Raw genomic sequence first — 15,799 nt, 5'->3', positions numbered from 1 at the left:
TCTCCGTTTATTTTTCAAGTACAGCGAAATCAACATTCAGTTTTAACAGAGCCTAGTTAAAAAAAATACACCTTCTGCCGTCTGACCGGCTGACAAAAAGGAAGTGGTTCCAGGAACCTCTTCCTTTTTTTTGTGCCTGAAAGCAATAAGGATTAAACCTACTAACCTATTTCTGATGACAAACAGAGTGCAAATCTGAATTTATTCTTTTGGGTGGATGAATGACCTTGAAAACTGCCGTCAGGACCCAATTTTTCAAGCACGCGAGGCAAAATGGCTCTATGAATCATAAGTTAATTTGAAGTTAAAATTATTGTCTAGTTCATTTAGAAAGGGATCATATATGAAAGTAGTTATTTTGGCAGGCGGCAGGGGAACTCGGATCAGTGAAGAATCGGATCTAAAGCCCAAACCAATGGTAGAGATCGGTGAGGCACCCATATTGTGGCACATCATGAAGATCTATTCACATTACGGATATCATGAATTTGTGATTTGTTTAGGATACAAAGGTTATGTCATAAAAGAATATTTTGCAAATTACTTTCGACATATGTCCGAAGCTATCACATATGACTTTACCTCTGGGAACACACTGGAAATTCATAAAAATAAGGTAGAGCCGTGGAAAGTTACGTTAGTAGATACCGGCCTTAACACCATGACCGGAAGCCGCATTAAGAGGATTGAGCCTTATGTAGGGAAAAAACCTTTTATGCTTACGTACGGTGATGGTTTGGCCGATATCGACATCAATCAGCTGGTTCTCTGCCATAAAAAGAGCAGGAAACTTGCCACTATTTCAGCTGTTCAGCCAGATGGAAGGTTTGGCCGATTGGAGTTGGATGGTGACCAGGTAATTGGGTTTACGGAAAAGGTTAAAGGTGATGGCGGTTGGATTAATGGCGGTTTCATGGTTTGCCAGCCTGAAGTTTTCAACTATATTCAGGACAAAGATACAACCATTTTTGAGCAGGGGCCTCTGCAAGATCTGGCACGGGAAGGCGAACTAAACGTCTATAAACATCATAGTTTTTGGCAGCCAATGGACACTCTTCGTGAAAAGATTCTTCTTGAAGAAATGTGGAAAAATAAAAAGGCTCCATGGAAGGTATGGAATGATGGTCAGGTTTAGATTTTTGGCAGCCAGGAATAAGTCATTGAATGGAGTTGATCATGTTGAAAATGTCATTATCCATTGATGATTTGCAGGCATATGTGTTTCATCAGTTGAAACATTTTTTTCCCGACAACCGATTGTCTCCGAAGGAAAAACGGTTCACTCAGTCTATACACCAGGCATTGGAACGTACCGAGTACTGTTTTCGGCATGTCTCGTTAAAATCATTCCATGACAACGGAACCACTTTTTTCTCCCATTTGCATTCCGATCAATACACGCTGTTTTTATGGTACTTGTCTAATTCTGCATGGAAAGAATTTGGTGACACGGAACTTGCTTCCAAAATATTTTACCTGAACAAGACTCTAAACGGTGTAGTCTGTATGTTCGATGCCCAGATGCCCGATATATTCCTTATTGTGCATGGCGGCGGTATCGTATTGGGAAAGGCGTCCTACAGTGATTTTTTTGTATGCTATCAAGGATGTACAGTCGGTGCCATCAACGGAGTGTATCCTGTTCTTGGCAAAGGAGTGGCATTGGCCCCACAGTCCACCATTATTGGGGATTGCAAGGTCGGAGATCATGTAACAATAGGAAATAACGCTGTGCTGAGAAATAAAAGCCTGAACAGCGGATCACTTTATTTTCGCCATACGGAAACTGGGCAGCATGTGGTAGAACAGAGCAGAAAACCTTGGGCGCAGACCTTTTTTAATGTTCCGATTCCGCTTGATGGAGTAGAAACATGAGGCAAAAAACAGTCTTGATCAGCGGTGCGGACGGTTATATAGCTCTTCACTTGGCCCGGGTATTAAGAAATCTTAAATTTAAGGTGTTGACCGCCACAAGAACGATGAACGGAGATCTTAAAATGGACTTCACCTCACCATATGAGGTGGCATCCCTGAAAAGCACTGGAATCGATGCGATGATCCACACGGTATCTCCGAATGAAGCCATATATAAAACAGATCCTTATCGTGCTCTGTCGGAAAATGCGACGGGAGTGCATGCCGCGCTTGATTTTTGCACGAATAACCATGTCAAGGATTTTATCTATTTTTCTAGTTTTCATGTTTTTGGTTCACAGGAAGGAAGATTGACAGAAAATACACCTATTACTCCGCGAAATGATTATGGATTAGCGCATGGTACTGCGGAACTGACTGTTCAGATGTTTGACAGCTCTAATAAAGTGAATGGATGGATTGTTAGGCCATCTAATCTTTTTGGCGTCCCAGTAAGCTGTGAAACATTCAAACGGTGGAACCTGATTCCATTTTTATTTTGCAGGGAAGCAGTAGAGAACCAAACGATAACACTTTTGACTCCAGGCAATCAGCTCCGTAATTTTGTCGGAGTTTCGGATGTATGCAAGAAAGTGCTCTGGATATTGGAGCAAAGACCGGAGGGGCGTATTTTCCATGCGTATGGGAAAGAAACCATGAGCGTTTGGCAATATGCCCTTCTAGTGCAGAAGGTGGCATTGGAGATTTTTAATTTGCCAGTCCGAATCATTCGTCCTGAAGGGTCCGATCATCAGGGTACTTTTGAATTTACCAGCATGTACGATGATCGAAACCTAGCACCAAGAGACGAACTGGAGACTTTTGTAAAGGAAATGATCAATGTACTTCTCACCAGGTCTGGAAAGGAGTGAAGGACAATGAACTGCTGTATTTGCGGTCAAATAAGTACCTTTGAGGAAAAGTATGAGAAAGCTCCACACCAGTTGATGAATGTATATAATTCAGATCTGCTTCATTTGCGAGATTTGGAAATTTATCATTGTGCCACATGTGGACACACTCAGATTCCTTCTTTTATAAGTGAAGAGTATTACCAGGATTATTCCATGGGCTCTTTTTGGGGATCAAGCTTTAAGCGAGTCCGCCAACAGCAAGTCGAGCGTTTGGCGATGCTTGCTCCAGCACGTAAGCGATTTTTGGATATTGGCTGTGGTGTCGGACATTATCTTAAGCTGGCGGAGAAACACTTTGAAGAACTCTACGGAGTGGAACCATCTAAAACAAGCGCGTTGAGCGCCCAGCAGCAAGGCTTTTCGGTAATAAATGATTATTTCCATGAAGGATTAATCTTTGAATCTGGATTTGATGCCATAAGTATCATCGAGGTACTTGAGCACCTTGAACAACCTGGGGATTTGTTTGCTCAAGCTGCCCGGCTACTGAATGAAAACGGCATTCTCCTAGTCGAGGTGCCCAATGGACAACGGATAGTAGAAAAACGCTTATATAATAATTTATGCACGGATCATATCCAGTACTTTTCTGTAACTAGTCTCACGGCAATGGCGAAGCGGGCAGGTTTGACAGTTGTGTGTGCTCAGGAAAGTGAAGATCCCAACTTGCTAGAATTATATGTAAAAAACGTTCCTAAACCAGCCGATACCTTCAGCACAAGAAGGCAAGCAGCACTTAATCAGCTTGTTTCAAAAATTCCAGTCAATGCCAGGGTTGCAGCATGGGGAGCGGGAGCGGAATCAGTCTGCTTTCTCGCTATGCTTGAGGGGAGAATCAGTATTCCATGCATGTTTGATAGCGACCGAAACAAGCATGGACATAATATTGCAGGCATTCCCATTGTAAAGCCGACATCTGAGCATGTTGGTCAATTCGATATGATTATTCTATTTGCTAATTCACATAAACGACAAATACAAGATCAACTTTCTCAACTTGGATTCACAGGAACGCTTTTGACATTTGAAGAGGGCAGTTATTAATCATGCCCTTTCCAAAAGATACTAAGGGTTTTTGGGAAATTTTTAAGCGATAAGGAGAGTAAGCATGTTTGTTAAGCCAATACCCCTGCATCAGGCTGTATTGATTGAAATGGAGCCGATTCAGGACAGCCGCGGTTTTTTTGCCAGAAGCTTTTGCAAAAAAACGTTGGCTGATCATGGAATTTCCTTTGATGTGGTTCAATCTAATATGGCATTTAACCATAGTAAAGCGACGCTTAGAGGGATGCATTTTCAGCTTCCGCCATACTGTGAGGACAAGATTGTCTCTTGCTTTCAGGGGTCCATTTACGACGTGATCATTGACCTTAACCGTCAAAGCCCTACTTTTGGGAAATGGTTTGGAATAACATTATCTCAGGAAAATCGCTTGTCTTTATATGTTCCAAAAGGTTTTGCTCATGGGTACCTGACACTGACGGATCACGCGGCCATCCATTATATGGTCAGTGAGTATTATAGTCCTTCTCATGAGTCTGGAGTTCGCTTTGATGATGAAGTATTTGGAATAGACTGGCCTGTTAAGGATGATCTTATTATTTCAGAGAAAGACAGAAAGTGGAAAAACTTTGATTTGGGCAGGGATGGAATCATTTTTTAAAGGAGGGGAAATACGTGGATAATTCAACAGCAAAACAGCTGCTCGATATGTTACAGGATGCCAATGAGGGCATTAGTAAGCTGGAGAGCTGCCTTAATCGTGGTGAGTTAAGTGAGTCGGATTTAAATATATTGGATACCATGGCGGAAGGTCTGGAAACCATTCAAAACCTAACGGCCGGCGTGTCCCTTCCTCACCGTGTAAAAGAAATCAATGCAAATATTCTTTTTTACATGGAACAGCTAAAGCAGCATGTTATCAACAAAAATTCAGTGGGGATTCAATATGATTTTAAGTATCACTTTCGCTCTTTGTTCCGGATTTTAGAGTTCGAAATCGCTTATATCGTAGAGAATTTCGTTAACAAGCATGACTACCCACGTCTTTATCCGGAATTAGGAACCGTTGATCATGGCGAAATTGTCGCACGAGGGGACAAAGCCCGCATAAAGGTCAGCGTCATTCTGCTTGGATACAATAATCTCAAATATACCCGCGATTGTTTGGAAAGTATTTTAGCGAACATGGATGATGTGGACTACGAATTAATTTTGGTGGATAACGGTTCCACGGATGGAACAAAGGAATATTTTGAATCGATTCCTGGAGCAAAAGTGATTTATTTGAAGTACAATGTGCACCTTGTGAAAGGCTTTAACATGGGCTTGATGGCGGCGGAAGGTAAATACTGCGCTGCTGTGTGCAACGACTTCATTTTTACACCGAACTGGTTGAAAAATTTGCTTATTTGTATTGAAGCCGATTCCGAAATTGGTTTTGTGTCGCCAGGTACGACCTCTATCTCCAATTATCAGCAAATATCCATCCCCTTCATATCCATAGAGGATTTTCAGGAAAAGGCCAGAGAATACAATGTAAGTGACCCTTCAAAATGGGAAGAACGAGTGGTTCTGCTGCCCAATGTTCTGTGTTGCCCGACAGCTCTTTTGGAACGAATTGGCTATTATGATACCCGCTATTACCGTGGCGAATTTCTAGACGACGACCTCAGTTTTCGAATCAGACGCGCCGGCTACAAACTCGTTTATTGTGCAGATACAGCAACACACCATTATGGCAGCATAACCACCGCCAGTGACCACGAGACAAATTCTTTGGAAGAAGGAAGACAAACCTTTTTAGAGAGATACGGTTTTGATTCTTGGTCGAATGCACACATTAATCCGGCTTACACGCAGATAGACTTTGGGAAACTGGCGGGTGTTAAGTCTATTCTAGGGTTGGATGTGAAATGCGGAGCCACCTTGCTGCAAATAAAAAACCGTTTATGGTCAAAATATGGCATTAAACCCCAGTTGTCAGTTTGCACAACAGATTCAAAATATGTTGTTGATTTAAATACTATTTCACCAAATGTGTTTGTGCTCGAAAATTTACATCGGTTCCCAGAAGAGCTTAACGGCAAGATTGACCTTGCCTTCATTGAAAAACCTCTGGATGTTTACTCTGATGATTTGGATACCATTTTCAAATCGCTCTCCACGGTTATGGATCGTAACGGGAAACTAATATTTATGGTCAACAATACCCTAAACATAGACACGTTGTACGAAATAATGATTACTTCCAAATCATCCAAACTCAATCACAAAATTTATTTTCCTGACATGATTGGCATGCAGGCAAGGAAATATGGGTTTGAATTATCTTCAATAAATAATTTTCTATCACATTTTAGTCCTGAGAGAGAGAAGGTTAGCTACGTTTTGACCCATCTTTTTGGTAGTAGCGAAGAAATACAAATGGAACAATTGAAGTCATTATTTCTAAACAATGTGCTGCTGTACCAAATGGATTATCAGCCTCCTAAACAATAGATGTATGAAAGGAATTTTTTATTAAAGTCAGGAGCGAATTGAATGAAAACAGGCAAAATAAGTCGGCGCTTCTGGGCAGGAAAGAATGTGTTTCTTACAGGTCATACGGGATTTAAAGGCAGCTGGCTAAGCCTATGGCTTCATAGCATGGGGGCAAAGGTGACAGGGTACTCTTTGCCTGCTCCCACGACTCCATCTTTGTTTGAGCAGGGGAAAGTGAAGGATGTTTTGGTGGAGTCGGTGATCGGTGATATAACCGATTTGGAAAAGTTGAGACTTTCACTGAAAAAGGCACAACCAGAGATCATCATTCACATGGCGGCACAGCCTTTGGTTCGGAAATCGTTTGAAGATCCTGTCCAGACGTATAAAACCAATGTGATGGGGACTGTAAATATAATGGAGGCCGCACGAACCTGCAGTTCGGTACGTGTCATCTTGAATGTAACAACGGATAAATGTTACGAAAATCAGGAATGGCATTGGGGATACCGTGAGAGTGAGCCTTTGGGAGGATTTGATCCTTATTCCAGCAGTAAAGCGTGCTCAGAATTGATTACCTCGGCGTATAGACGATCATTTTTGGAATCCACTGAAACACAGGTGGCTACGGCGCGGGCAGGTAATGTAATCGGAGGCGGTGATTGGGCGGAAGATCGGTTAATTCCTGACTTGGTCAGAGCTTTGACGAAAGGAGAGCAGATCAAAATCAGGAATCCTGATGCCGTTCGTCCTTGGCAGCATGTGCTAGAGCCATTGTCGGGCTATCTGCTGCTTTGCCAGCATTTATTTTTGGATGGCAAGGAATATGCGCAAGCCTGGAATTTTGGCCCTAGAGACAGCGATGCCAGGCCAGTTGAGTGGATTGTCAAACAAATGCTTGGCAGATGGCCTTATCAGCACCCAGGCTATCAGGTGATTAGACAGGATCATTGGCATGAAGCAAATATGCTGAAACTGGACTGCTCCAAGGCAATAAATGAGCTTAATTGGACTCCAAAGTGGACTTTGGATAAGGCCTTGGATGCAACGATTCAATGGGTTGCCGGTTATTTGGAAGGTAAAGATTTAAAGGAACTCTGTGTCCAGCAGATAGACCAATATGAGGCTGAAAGTTCACTAGAATGATAGAGGGGATTACAGCAGAGGGGGAACATTAGAGAAAAATATCAAATGTAATGAAAAAGAGGTGCTGCAAAAATGTCTGAAATTGGATTTAGAATAGATGGCCACAAAAATGAATTCGTTTTAAACGAGTTCGGTCAAAAAAACGTGTTGGCGGATTTTGGGATCAATTTAACAGAAAAGTATACCAAGTATTATATGGAAGGTTTAGTAGATATCATCACAAGTTTCGAACAATTATCCAAGCTAAAAGCCGAAAATGTCATGCTGATTGATATACTATCAATCGTTTGCTCCATGTTTGATTATTTGCTAAAAACCAATGGAAAAAATATAAGAATGCTTGAGCTGGGTAAATTTGGATTAACGGCATATTTTCAAGCGAAAACACTTAAGCTTTTCTCCGATGACAATATACTTTTTTATTGCCACAAATGGGGCGGGAGTGACCAGAAATCAGTTAACTTGCTTGAAATCTCAGACACGTATGATCGCTTTAACGGAGAGATGAAAAGCGGCGGTGTTTCGGAACAGATTATACCTTTAATTGGTGATTCCTCGAAAATCATTAAGACATTACAAAATGATTATTTTGATTGTATTTTTATTAAAGAAGAAAGATATGGAACGCTCCTTTCAGAGATTGTACAGTCTATAAAAAAAGTCAAGACTGGCGGTCTTTTAATCGGCTATCATTGTGATTGTTATTTTCATCAGCTGCCTCCTCACCTACAAAATAAAAAATATACTGATGATGAGATCACAGAAGGGGGCTATCACACGGGTGTAATCTTTGCTTTGAAGGAATTATTTGATGATCATTATGAAAAACCCATTAGAAATTCGCAAATATGGAGAATAACTGTTACAAAGGAACTTAAAGAGAATATTTTAAAGGAATATTGTTATCGATTTGAACGAGATACCATAAATCAGCTGATAGAGGTTGGGCATTCGATTGAGCGAGGTTTAAACGGCCTTAATACTCTCAATCAAACAGAGAGTCATACGCTTGAGTTGCTGCAGCAGGATATAGGGATGGAAATCTCAAAATGTGAATTGACCTCCACTGATTTAGCGTACACAGCAGGCTATGGAGCTTTAAAGAAAGCTATTATAGCTGTTAAGGATAAATATGTAGAGACAATGATTGACTATAAACAAAGTGATGATCCAAAGACAAAATTCAATATAGAAGAAACAAGGACACTGCTCAACCGTTGGTTTCAAGCATTATATGATTTTGAAAAGGATCTAAATAAATAAGCGGGTGTATTTATGAATGATAGAAAAACATTTTATATGCTAGTGCCGGGTTTTATGGATGTGCATGTAACGAAGGATGTTGGGATTATCCCATATATAATGCAAAAATATCTTGGCTATAAAGCAGTCTATGCCACCTATAAACCAAGTGATACCCATATCTCTTACCCTTCGTTAAGCTTTTTCACTGAGGATATCGAGTTTGATTATATAGAGCCATCTTTTTATTACCACCCGGACGACATATTACAAACGGTGTATAGTTCGAATTTAATTGACTGCTGCAAAGATATGGTGAAATATATCGAAAATAACGCCAAAAAGATTGATATTTTATATGTATTTGGGATTTATCCCTTTTATTTTGATGCTGTTGAAAGATATAAAGAACTGAACCCAGCCGGCAAGGTCTATCTGAAGCTGGACGCAAATATTTCATGGATTAATAATACACCGATGGCTGCGCAGTTTGTAAAATTTCTTAAAAATTGCGATTTGATCACAAGTGAATCAATAGTGGAATATATAAATAAAAAATGGCCAGTGCCTGTCCATTATATACCAAACGGTTATTATCCCTTAGGCTGTGAAGAGAATCATTTGACCAAAATATTTGCATTTGAGGAGAAAGAGAATATCATTCTCACTGCAGGCAGATTAGGAACCCCTCAGAAGGCAACTAATGTACTGCTAGAAGCATTCAAGCAAGCAAAACCACATATACCTGACAGTTGGAGGCTTGTTTTAGCGGGGAGTATTGAGGAATCATTTAAGCCGTATGTTGAAAAATATTTACAAGAAAATCCTGATCTGAATGACAGAATTACCTTCTTAGGTTATATACAGGATAAAAAGATCCTCTCTGAGTGGTTTCGTAAAGCAAAAATATTTTCCTTACCTTCTATTAGTGAAGCATCTGCAAATGTTTTTTCTGAGGCGAAAGCGCATGGATGTTATTTGATAACCTCGGATATTGATGGATGCCGGGATGCAGCCTTAAAGTTTGAACTAAGAGTAAATCCATTGGACGATCAGGATAAATTAAAAAATCGCCAGGTTGAATACGGCTCTTTACATGCGGTTGGTGATAGTGCTGAATTAGCTCAAAGGATGATTGAAGCATGTAACAATCAAGAGCTGCTAAAAACCGTGTGTTATAGTACTCAGCAAGATGCCATTGATCATTTTGACTGGGTGAGGTTGTGTAAAAAAATTGATATGATGCTTAAAATATCTGTTTAATAAAGACTAAATGTGAAAAAAAGGCTGAATATTTCAGACCACCGAAAAGTAAATATCAAAAAAGTAAGGATACCGATTCGTTAGCGGCTAGGGCCCAAACAATCCGTATCCTTTTCAAATAAGATCCCGTATAACCCCAATGATACATAACACGAATCCGACTAAGGTTAGAAAAGAGAAGATCATTAGTTCTTTTATTTCTTTATTTCCCAATAACTTTGATGTTTCCCAGATAAATATTGTGACAAAAATGAGAGTAATGAAAAGATACCTGAGCATGGTCATGTCCCCTTTTGGAATTATTTAGTTACACCGGTTCTTTTTATAATAGAATTCGTGTGGATGGTGACCGCCAATCCCGGAAATTCTTGATCCCAGTTCTTTTGATAGCTGGTTTTCCATTGTTTCGGGTATTTCCTGTAGACCGCTTGCCCGAATCCTAAAATGTCAGACTGATACTCCTTTTGGACTTTATCAACTGTCATTTGAATACGTCCGTCAATTTCTTTATCCACTTTATTTTGCAAATCCTTGATTACTTTTGTATCAAATAAATTTAACTGCGAATCATTTTCTATTAAATTCAATCTAGTGGAGACTGTTAGGTTCATTTGTAAATGACCATTTTTTAGTTTTGGTTCCAACTTTGTATCTGTTTTAAGGATTTCCATACTGATATTTCCTCCGCCTTGCTCCTTCGGTATTTTAATGGAAACAATCCCTGATTCTATTTCATTCTTGAGCCATAAAAGACCCCGGGTTTCCAATTGATCCATCCAGCCGATTAGCTTGTCCCCTTTAAACACGGCCGTTCCCTTGATGCTTTGGACGGGCTCTGATTTATTTTTCGGTTTTACTTCCAATGCCTCTAATGTAAACAGTGGTCCGTATGGCTCCAAGCCATCTGTAAGAAGCATATTGAGAAAATCTCGTATATAAACTTTCAGCCCAATGTTCAGCTTGTTAAGTTCTTTTATTTCTTCGGCGGAAATATTCTCAAACTTTGGCATGCTATTGATGACTTTAGATGCTTCGCCTTTTGTAAACATAATAAAACTGTTGATTCGCGTTTTATTGTACCTTGTATGGAAATTGATAACCGGGGAGACGCCCTTTTTGGCATAATCCTCGCCAATTAACAGAACCCGGCTTTGGGAAAAGAAAATCCGTCTTGGAAGCTTGCCTTGAATATTTCGGAATGCTTCAGAAATCGTGACACCGGTATCGGAAATAACCAATGAACCTTTGCCGCTTTCTCCGCCGCTTCCTGTTGTCGAACCCAGCTTCGATGGAATGGCTATTTGAAGGGAGAGATGGACCTTATCGTCTTCCACAAGGTCTAATCCAATTGCCGTCACGATGGCAATATCATTAATCTCAATACGGTTCCAGCAGCCTGTCAGAAACATGGTTATGACCAATAGGAAAAACAGTCTCATCACGTTCATTCGTATCCCTGCCCTTTTTTAAAAAAACAAACTAGTATTTACGAGGTTTATAATTCATCCTCTTCAAATTGCTTTTTCCTGTTTCATGCGGCCGTTCATTCATTTTCCACCAAGGGACGCGAATGATGATATCCTTCATATTGTTAAAATGAAACGGAGCGAGCGGTGCAAGATAGGGAACACCGAACGATCGAAGCTGTACAAGGTGAGCCAAGATAAAGAAAACGCCGAGAAGAATACCATAAAAACCAAGCGTCCCAGCCATAAAAATCATAAAGAAGCGAAGAAGCCGGATGGCCCCTGTCAATGGATAACTCGGAAACATGAATGAGGCAATCCCTGTCGTTGCGACCACAATGACTAACGGAGCGGAAACAATTCCCGCTTCAACGGCTGATTGGCCAATGACCAACGCACCGACAATACTGACTGTCGAACCGATGGGTCTTGGCAAGCGCAGCCCTGCCTCACGCAGCGCCTCGAAGGTGATTTCCATCAATAACGCTTCGATAACCGCAGGAAAGGGTACCTTATCCCTTGAGGCTGCGACACTGAACAAAAGATTGGTAGGCAGTAATTCCTGGTGGAACGTGGTCACAGCAATATAAATAGAAGGAAATAATAAGGCAATTAATAAAAATAAGTACCGGATTAAGCGAATAAACGTTGTCATGATAAACCTTCCATAATAGTCTTCTGGAGAGTTCATCATTTGAAAAAAAGTGACCGGAACAATCAGGGCAAACGGGCTGTTGTCCACGATGATACCGATTCTTCCCTCAAGCAGGTTGCCAGCCAGCCGGTCGGGCCGTTCCGTTTGTAACACCTGGGGAAACACGGAAAACGGCTCATCTTCAATAAACTCAACAATATAACTGCTGTCCTCAATCGCATCAATGTCAATCATGTTTAATCGGCTGCGAACCTCCTCCACAATGGAGACATCTGCAATACCTTCTAGATAGGTAATGACCACATTCGTTTGCGAGAGATTTCCTAACTTCAAATATTCCAATTTCAGTTTCGTTGTTTTTAAACGTCTGCGAATCATACTGGTATTCGTGCGGATATTTTCCGTAAACCCTTCGCGCGGGCCCAACACAACCGCTTCAGAAACCGGTTCATCAATCGAGCGCTGCTCCCATTTCTGTTCGCTGATAACAAGCACTTTTTTAAACGTATTAATTAAGACAATGGTGCCGCCTGCCAAAAGTTGGTCCACGATTGTTTGGAACGTTTCTACCTGAACCACTTGAGATGCATTCAGAACGCCCTTAAATTGGTCAAGGGCAGGCTTAGGATGCTGGAGCAGTTCCTCGTTTCGGCTTATCAAAGGCTGGATGACATTCAGTTCCATTCTTTCCATATCAACCAATCCATTCAGGTATAAAACAACGGCTGAATAGTTATAACCTATTTGCAGCTCTCGATAACTAAAATCAGCAGCCCCTTCAAAAAGCTGTTTAAACCGATGAAGGTCTTCCTCAAGATTTCCTGATAATGGATTATTTTCACTTTGCTCCTGAAGAAGAGCTGGTAATTTTTTTTGTCGCTTGAAAAATCTCAAAGGCGGCACCACCTATTTAGACCCTAGTTTTTTACGAATGAAGGCAATACATAAAAACAGAATCGGCAAGATAATTTGCAAAACGGTATGGACATATGGGACATAAAACTTAAATCCAAATTCTAAATGTTCAACATAACTTAACGCGGTTATCGTCGATAAAGGGACAATGATGGTACCAAGTCCCAGCACGACAGAACGGGTTTGTTTTAATTTGAATAAATGAGAAGTGGCAATAGCTGCCGCTAATATGAAACCACCAACCTTAAAAAATACGCCAGATACCATCAATAAAATAACAAGAGCATCAAATCGCTCGAGGAAATCGGCGACGGAAACCATCTGCGTCGCAGAGAGCAGTGAAAAAAGGTCGAAGTTGTAAATTTCCGGTCCCAATATCGCAATCAGCATGATGGAATTGATCGTTAACAGGACGCCTCCTACAAGAAGGAAGGACATGCAAATCTTTCGAACCGGCCCATTGTGGGTCAAAAACGGGAAAAACAACAGGACGACAATGGTTTCGCCGAATGGAAAGTTGATTGCGGTAGGGACTGCTTTTTTTAAAACCGGTGTTACACCATTTCCAAGTATGGGAGTGAGGTTTTTTAAACTAAATTGGTCGACACTAAATAAAAGAATCCAAATCAGAATGAGAGAAAATAAGTAAATTGGAAAGACGATTTCGGCCATGCGGCCAAACGTTTCCACTCCGCCCCGCAGACAATACACCATCAGTGCCATAAAGCTTCCGATGATAATAACCAACGGGGTTTCACTTAATATGGTCGAGTCAATCAATTCCCCCAATTCCCTGCTCCCTCTGGCAGCCGAATAGGTAAAATGGAAAATATACAACAGGATGATTGGATAGGAAAGAAACTTCCCGAGAAGCTTAGGAAGCATCTGGGCCAAAGAATCACCCGGATAATAGGAAGCCAATTGAGTATAGACGGCCATTATAATCAGGCTGGAAGACATACCAATCAGAATAAAAATCCACGAATCCTGTTTTGCCTCATGGCCAAGCCCTAAAATCATCGCAGTTCCTAATACAAACCCAGTCATTAAGTAAAAAAGCTGCAACCGGCTGATTTTTTCAACTTTCATCCAATCACCCTTAAAAGGAAGAACCCATTTGGAAATTAATTCACGCATGTTTACTATTTTCCATTAAGTGTTTCCTTATACATGGGGGAGGGGGGCATGTGAATGAGACACGGGGACGGTTCTCGTGTCTCAACAATGAGATGAGGCACGAGAACCGTCCCCGTGCATCATCTGGCTGCACACAAAAAAAGAGGCAAAGATGCCTCTTTTTTTAGGATGGTAGATGGTAGTGGGTGAATGAATCTTAAGCTTTTTTAGTTGATTGCAGCGGGTCTGGTTTAAGATGTTCGTCTCGGAGCTTTTCTTCTGTAGGTTGTTGTTCCATTTCACGGCCAAGCTTCTTCATTTCAGAATAATCCTGGGCCATTGAGCTGTTGTTTGCTTTCTTTAAGGTGTTGCGGTCATCTTTTAGTGACGACTCTTCCTCCATGTTTGAGCCGAATTCATTAAATTTATAGCTTGAACCTGGAAACGGCGGCCCCTCTTTAATTAATCCATCTTCCTTACGATTACGATTCCGCCCATCTACTCCAACTAATGGCGGGTGATCAAGCTCGGTATCCTCATGTAAATAGTTCCGGTCATTTCGATTATCAATGTGCTTTTCAACCAACACTATTATTTTCCCTTCTTTAACTGAATTTTCATAGGACTCCGCCTTGTCGTCGGGAATCCCCATTCCTACAAGAGCACCGGTCAAACCGCCAATGCCAGCGCCGGCAGCGGCTCCCATCAGCCCGGCCGCAATTGGTCCAGCTGCGATAAAAGGACCAACGCCAGGTATTGCTAGTGCGCCAGCTCCCGCGAGTAACCCGGGTATTCCGCCAAGGGCGCTGCCGACAGCCGCTCCGGCCGCTGCTGTTTCTTCCATGGCTGTACCTGTGTCCCTTGCAACATGGTTAACGTTTTTCCCAATCACAGAGATTTCATCCTTGTGGTATCCTTGATTTAATAGTAGATCAATGGCATGAATCGCTTCCTGTTCTGTATCATATACACCAACTACATTCTTCATATGCTTGTCCATTTTGCTTCCTCCTCTATTTTAAATAGATTACTAGATGCCAGGCATACATTAGTCCGAAAACTTGTCCTTTACTTCACCATATCCTTCTTTTAACTTTCCTTTCGCCTTATCAACTTTTCCTTCTACGACTTTGGACTCGTCATCCGTCAAACGGCCCCATTGTTCTTTTAGTTCACCTTTCACTTGATCAACACTGCCTTTTACCTTCTCTTTATTCATTGTTTTTTACCTCCTTTAATTTGTTGCTTTCCCTAATCGGTTTACCGTGAAACATTTTTTTAGAAAAACTTTAATTTTGACTTTTTTCCTTCATTTCCTGCTCGACATCTTTCATTGCTTCTTTAATATTGTCCTTTGCCTTCTGCATGGTGCCTTTGGCGCTGGCTTTTGTATCGTTATCAATCTGATCCTTTTGTTTGCCATCGCTAAGGCCATTATCCTGGTCGACACCGTCGCCGCAGCCGGCCAACCCGCCAAATGTCAATAACGCAGCCATTCCGGTAACGGCTAAATTCTTGCGATTCAACATATTTCATTCCCTCCCAAAAATTTTTATGAACCAACTTTCGGTTCGTTTGCCGTGCACCATTTATATTCCCAGCGAAAAAAGGGATGAAACATTTTTTTTGAAAAACTTTTCTGCTAGAAAAAGAGGTTTCAATTTTTCCAAACGGGGTTAAATACG

The 15,799-nt window shown here is 41.1% G+C and carries 15 protein-coding genes; 9 read left to right on the top strand and 6 right to left on the bottom strand.

All coding sequences use genetic code 11. The features are described 5' to 3' along the window. The first annotated feature begins 343 nt into the window (after positions 1 to 343). From rfbF to QNN06_RS30170, 9 genes are all read left to right on the top strand, one after another. Entirely contained in the window at positions 344 to 1,135 is a 792-nt protein-coding gene (gene rfbF / locus QNN06_RS30210) for a glucose-1-phosphate cytidylyltransferase (protein WP_213117151.1), read from the top strand. Positions 1,136 to 1,176: 41 nt separating this feature from the next. Then, positions 1,177 to 1,875, top strand: a complete 699-nt coding sequence (locus QNN06_RS30205; protein WP_284036667.1) for an LbetaH domain-containing protein — start codon at positions 1,177 to 1,179, stop codon at positions 1,873 to 1,875. Beyond that, positions 1,872 to 2,786: an NAD-dependent epimerase/dehydratase family protein gene (locus QNN06_RS30200; protein WP_213117153.1), complete on the top strand. Its 915-nt coding sequence runs from the start codon at positions 1,872 to 1,874 to the stop codon at positions 2,784 to 2,786. Before QNN06_RS30205 ends, QNN06_RS30200 begins: the two co-directional genes overlap by 4 nt. 6 nt (positions 2,787 to 2,792) lie before the next feature. Continuing rightward, positions 2,793 to 3,872 carry a class I SAM-dependent methyltransferase gene (locus tag QNN06_RS30195; protein WP_284036666.1) on the top strand — a complete coding sequence of 360 codons (1,080 nt, stop codon included), beginning with the start codon at positions 2,793 to 2,795 and terminating at the stop codon, positions 3,870 to 3,872. 64 nt (positions 3,873 to 3,936) lie between these two features. Next, the gene (rfbC, locus tag QNN06_RS30190) at positions 3,937 to 4,491 is read left to right on the top strand and encodes a dTDP-4-dehydrorhamnose 3,5-epimerase (RefSeq protein ID WP_284036665.1); all 555 of its coding nucleotides are present in this window, start codon (positions 3,937 to 3,939) and stop codon (positions 4,489 to 4,491) included. A 14-nt stretch (positions 4,492 to 4,505) separates the two neighbouring features. Next, on the top strand, positions 4,506 to 6,329 hold the full coding sequence (locus tag QNN06_RS30185; protein ID WP_284036664.1) for a glycosyltransferase family 2 protein: 1,824 nt from the start codon (positions 4,506 to 4,508) through the stop codon (positions 6,327 to 6,329). 42 nt (positions 6,330 to 6,371) lie between these two features. Continuing rightward, complete coding sequence (rfbG, locus tag QNN06_RS30180) at positions 6,372 to 7,457, top strand: CDP-glucose 4,6-dehydratase (protein ID WP_213117157.1); 1,086 nt, start codon at positions 6,372 to 6,374, stop codon at positions 7,455 to 7,457. A 72-nt stretch (positions 7,458 to 7,529) separates the two neighbouring features. Continuing rightward, entirely contained in the window at positions 7,530 to 8,720 is a 1,191-nt protein-coding gene (locus QNN06_RS30175; protein WP_284036663.1) for an O-methyltransferase, read from the top strand. Positions 8,721 to 8,732: 12 nt separating this feature from the next. Continuing rightward, entirely contained in the window at positions 8,733 to 9,962 is a 1,230-nt protein-coding gene (locus tag QNN06_RS30170; RefSeq protein WP_284036662.1) for a glycosyltransferase family 4 protein, read from the top strand. Positions 9,963 to 10,261: 299 nt separating this feature from the next. Here the strand turns inward: QNN06_RS30170 and QNN06_RS30165 are convergent, their stop codons facing one another. From QNN06_RS30165 to QNN06_RS30140, 6 genes are all read right to left on the bottom strand, one after another. Continuing rightward, positions 10,262 to 11,410: a Ger(x)C family spore germination protein gene (locus QNN06_RS30165; protein WP_284036661.1), complete on the bottom strand. Its 1,149-nt coding sequence runs from the start codon at positions 11,408 to 11,410 to the stop codon at positions 10,262 to 10,264. 31 nt (positions 11,411 to 11,441) lie between these two features. Further along, positions 11,442 to 12,977, bottom strand: a complete 1,536-nt coding sequence (locus tag QNN06_RS30160) for a spore germination protein (RefSeq protein ID WP_284036660.1) — start codon at positions 12,975 to 12,977, stop codon at positions 11,442 to 11,444. 12 nt (positions 12,978 to 12,989) lie between these two features. Further along, positions 12,990 to 14,087: a GerAB/ArcD/ProY family transporter gene (locus tag QNN06_RS30155; RefSeq protein WP_284036659.1), complete on the bottom strand. Its 1,098-nt coding sequence runs from the start codon at positions 14,085 to 14,087 to the stop codon at positions 12,990 to 12,992. A gap of 244 nt (positions 14,088 to 14,331) precedes the next feature. Beyond that, entirely contained in the window at positions 14,332 to 15,114 is a 783-nt protein-coding gene (locus QNN06_RS30150; RefSeq protein WP_284036658.1) for a general stress protein, read from the bottom strand. Positions 15,115 to 15,162: 48 nt separating this feature from the next. Then, positions 15,163 to 15,333, bottom strand: a complete 171-nt coding sequence (locus QNN06_RS30145) for a CsbD family protein (protein WP_213117164.1) — start codon at positions 15,331 to 15,333, stop codon at positions 15,163 to 15,165. 70 nt (positions 15,334 to 15,403) lie between these two features. Then, positions 15,404 to 15,643 (bottom strand): hypothetical protein, encoded by a 240-nt coding sequence (locus tag QNN06_RS30140; RefSeq protein WP_213117165.1) that lies wholly within the window; start codon positions 15,641 to 15,643, stop codon positions 15,404 to 15,406. Positions 15,644 to 15,799: the final 156 nt, after the last annotated feature.

It is taken from the genome of Neobacillus sp. 114 (assembly GCF_030127045.1).
Taxonomy (GTDB): Bacteria; Bacillota; Bacilli; order Bacillales; family Cytobacillaceae; genus Neobacillus; species Neobacillus rhizophilus.
The sequence above is the reverse complement of the archived record's forward strand: the minus strand, read 5'-3'. Positions and strand labels throughout refer to the sequence as shown.

Excerpts from the sequence above, each read along its gene's own strand:
- QNN06_RS30150 (WP_284036658.1), bottom strand. The coding sequence starts at position 15,114 with ATGGACAAGCATATGAAGAATGTAGTTGGTGTATATGATACAGAACAG.
- QNN06_RS30195 (WP_284036666.1), top strand. The coding sequence starts at position 2,793 with ATGAACTGCTGTATTTGCGGTCAAATAAGTACCTTTGAGGAAAAGTAT.
- QNN06_RS30170 (WP_284036662.1), top strand. The coding sequence starts at position 8,733 with ATGAATGATAGAAAAACATTTTATATGCTAGTGCCGGGTTTTATGGAT.
- QNN06_RS30200 (WP_213117153.1), top strand. The coding sequence starts at position 1,872 with ATGAGGCAAAAAACAGTCTTGATCAGCGGTGCGGACGGTTATATAGCT.
- QNN06_RS30165 (WP_284036661.1), bottom strand. The coding sequence starts at position 11,410 with ATGAACGTGATGAGACTGTTTTTCCTATTGGTCATAACCATGTTTCTG.
- QNN06_RS30145 (WP_213117164.1), bottom strand. The coding sequence starts at position 15,333 with ATGAATAAAGAGAAGGTAAAAGGCAGTGTTGATCAAGTGAAAGGTGAA.
- QNN06_RS30205 (WP_284036667.1), top strand. The coding sequence starts at position 1,177 with ATGTTGAAAATGTCATTATCCATTGATGATTTGCAGGCATATGTGTTT.
- QNN06_RS30140 (WP_213117165.1), bottom strand. The coding sequence starts at position 15,643 with ATGTTGAATCGCAAGAATTTAGCCGTTACCGGAATGGCTGCGTTATTG.
- rfbF (WP_213117151.1), top strand. The coding sequence starts at position 344 with ATGAAAGTAGTTATTTTGGCAGGCGGCAGGGGAACTCGGATCAGTGAA.
- rfbG (WP_213117157.1), top strand. The coding sequence starts at position 6,372 with ATGAAAACAGGCAAAATAAGTCGGCGCTTCTGGGCAGGAAAGAATGTG.
- QNN06_RS30175 (WP_284036663.1), top strand. The coding sequence starts at position 7,530 with ATGTCTGAAATTGGATTTAGAATAGATGGCCACAAAAATGAATTCGTT.
- rfbC (WP_284036665.1), top strand. The coding sequence starts at position 3,937 with ATGTTTGTTAAGCCAATACCCCTGCATCAGGCTGTATTGATTGAAATG.
- QNN06_RS30155 (WP_284036659.1), bottom strand. The coding sequence starts at position 14,087 with ATGAAAGTTGAAAAAATCAGCCGGTTGCAGCTTTTTTACTTAATGACT.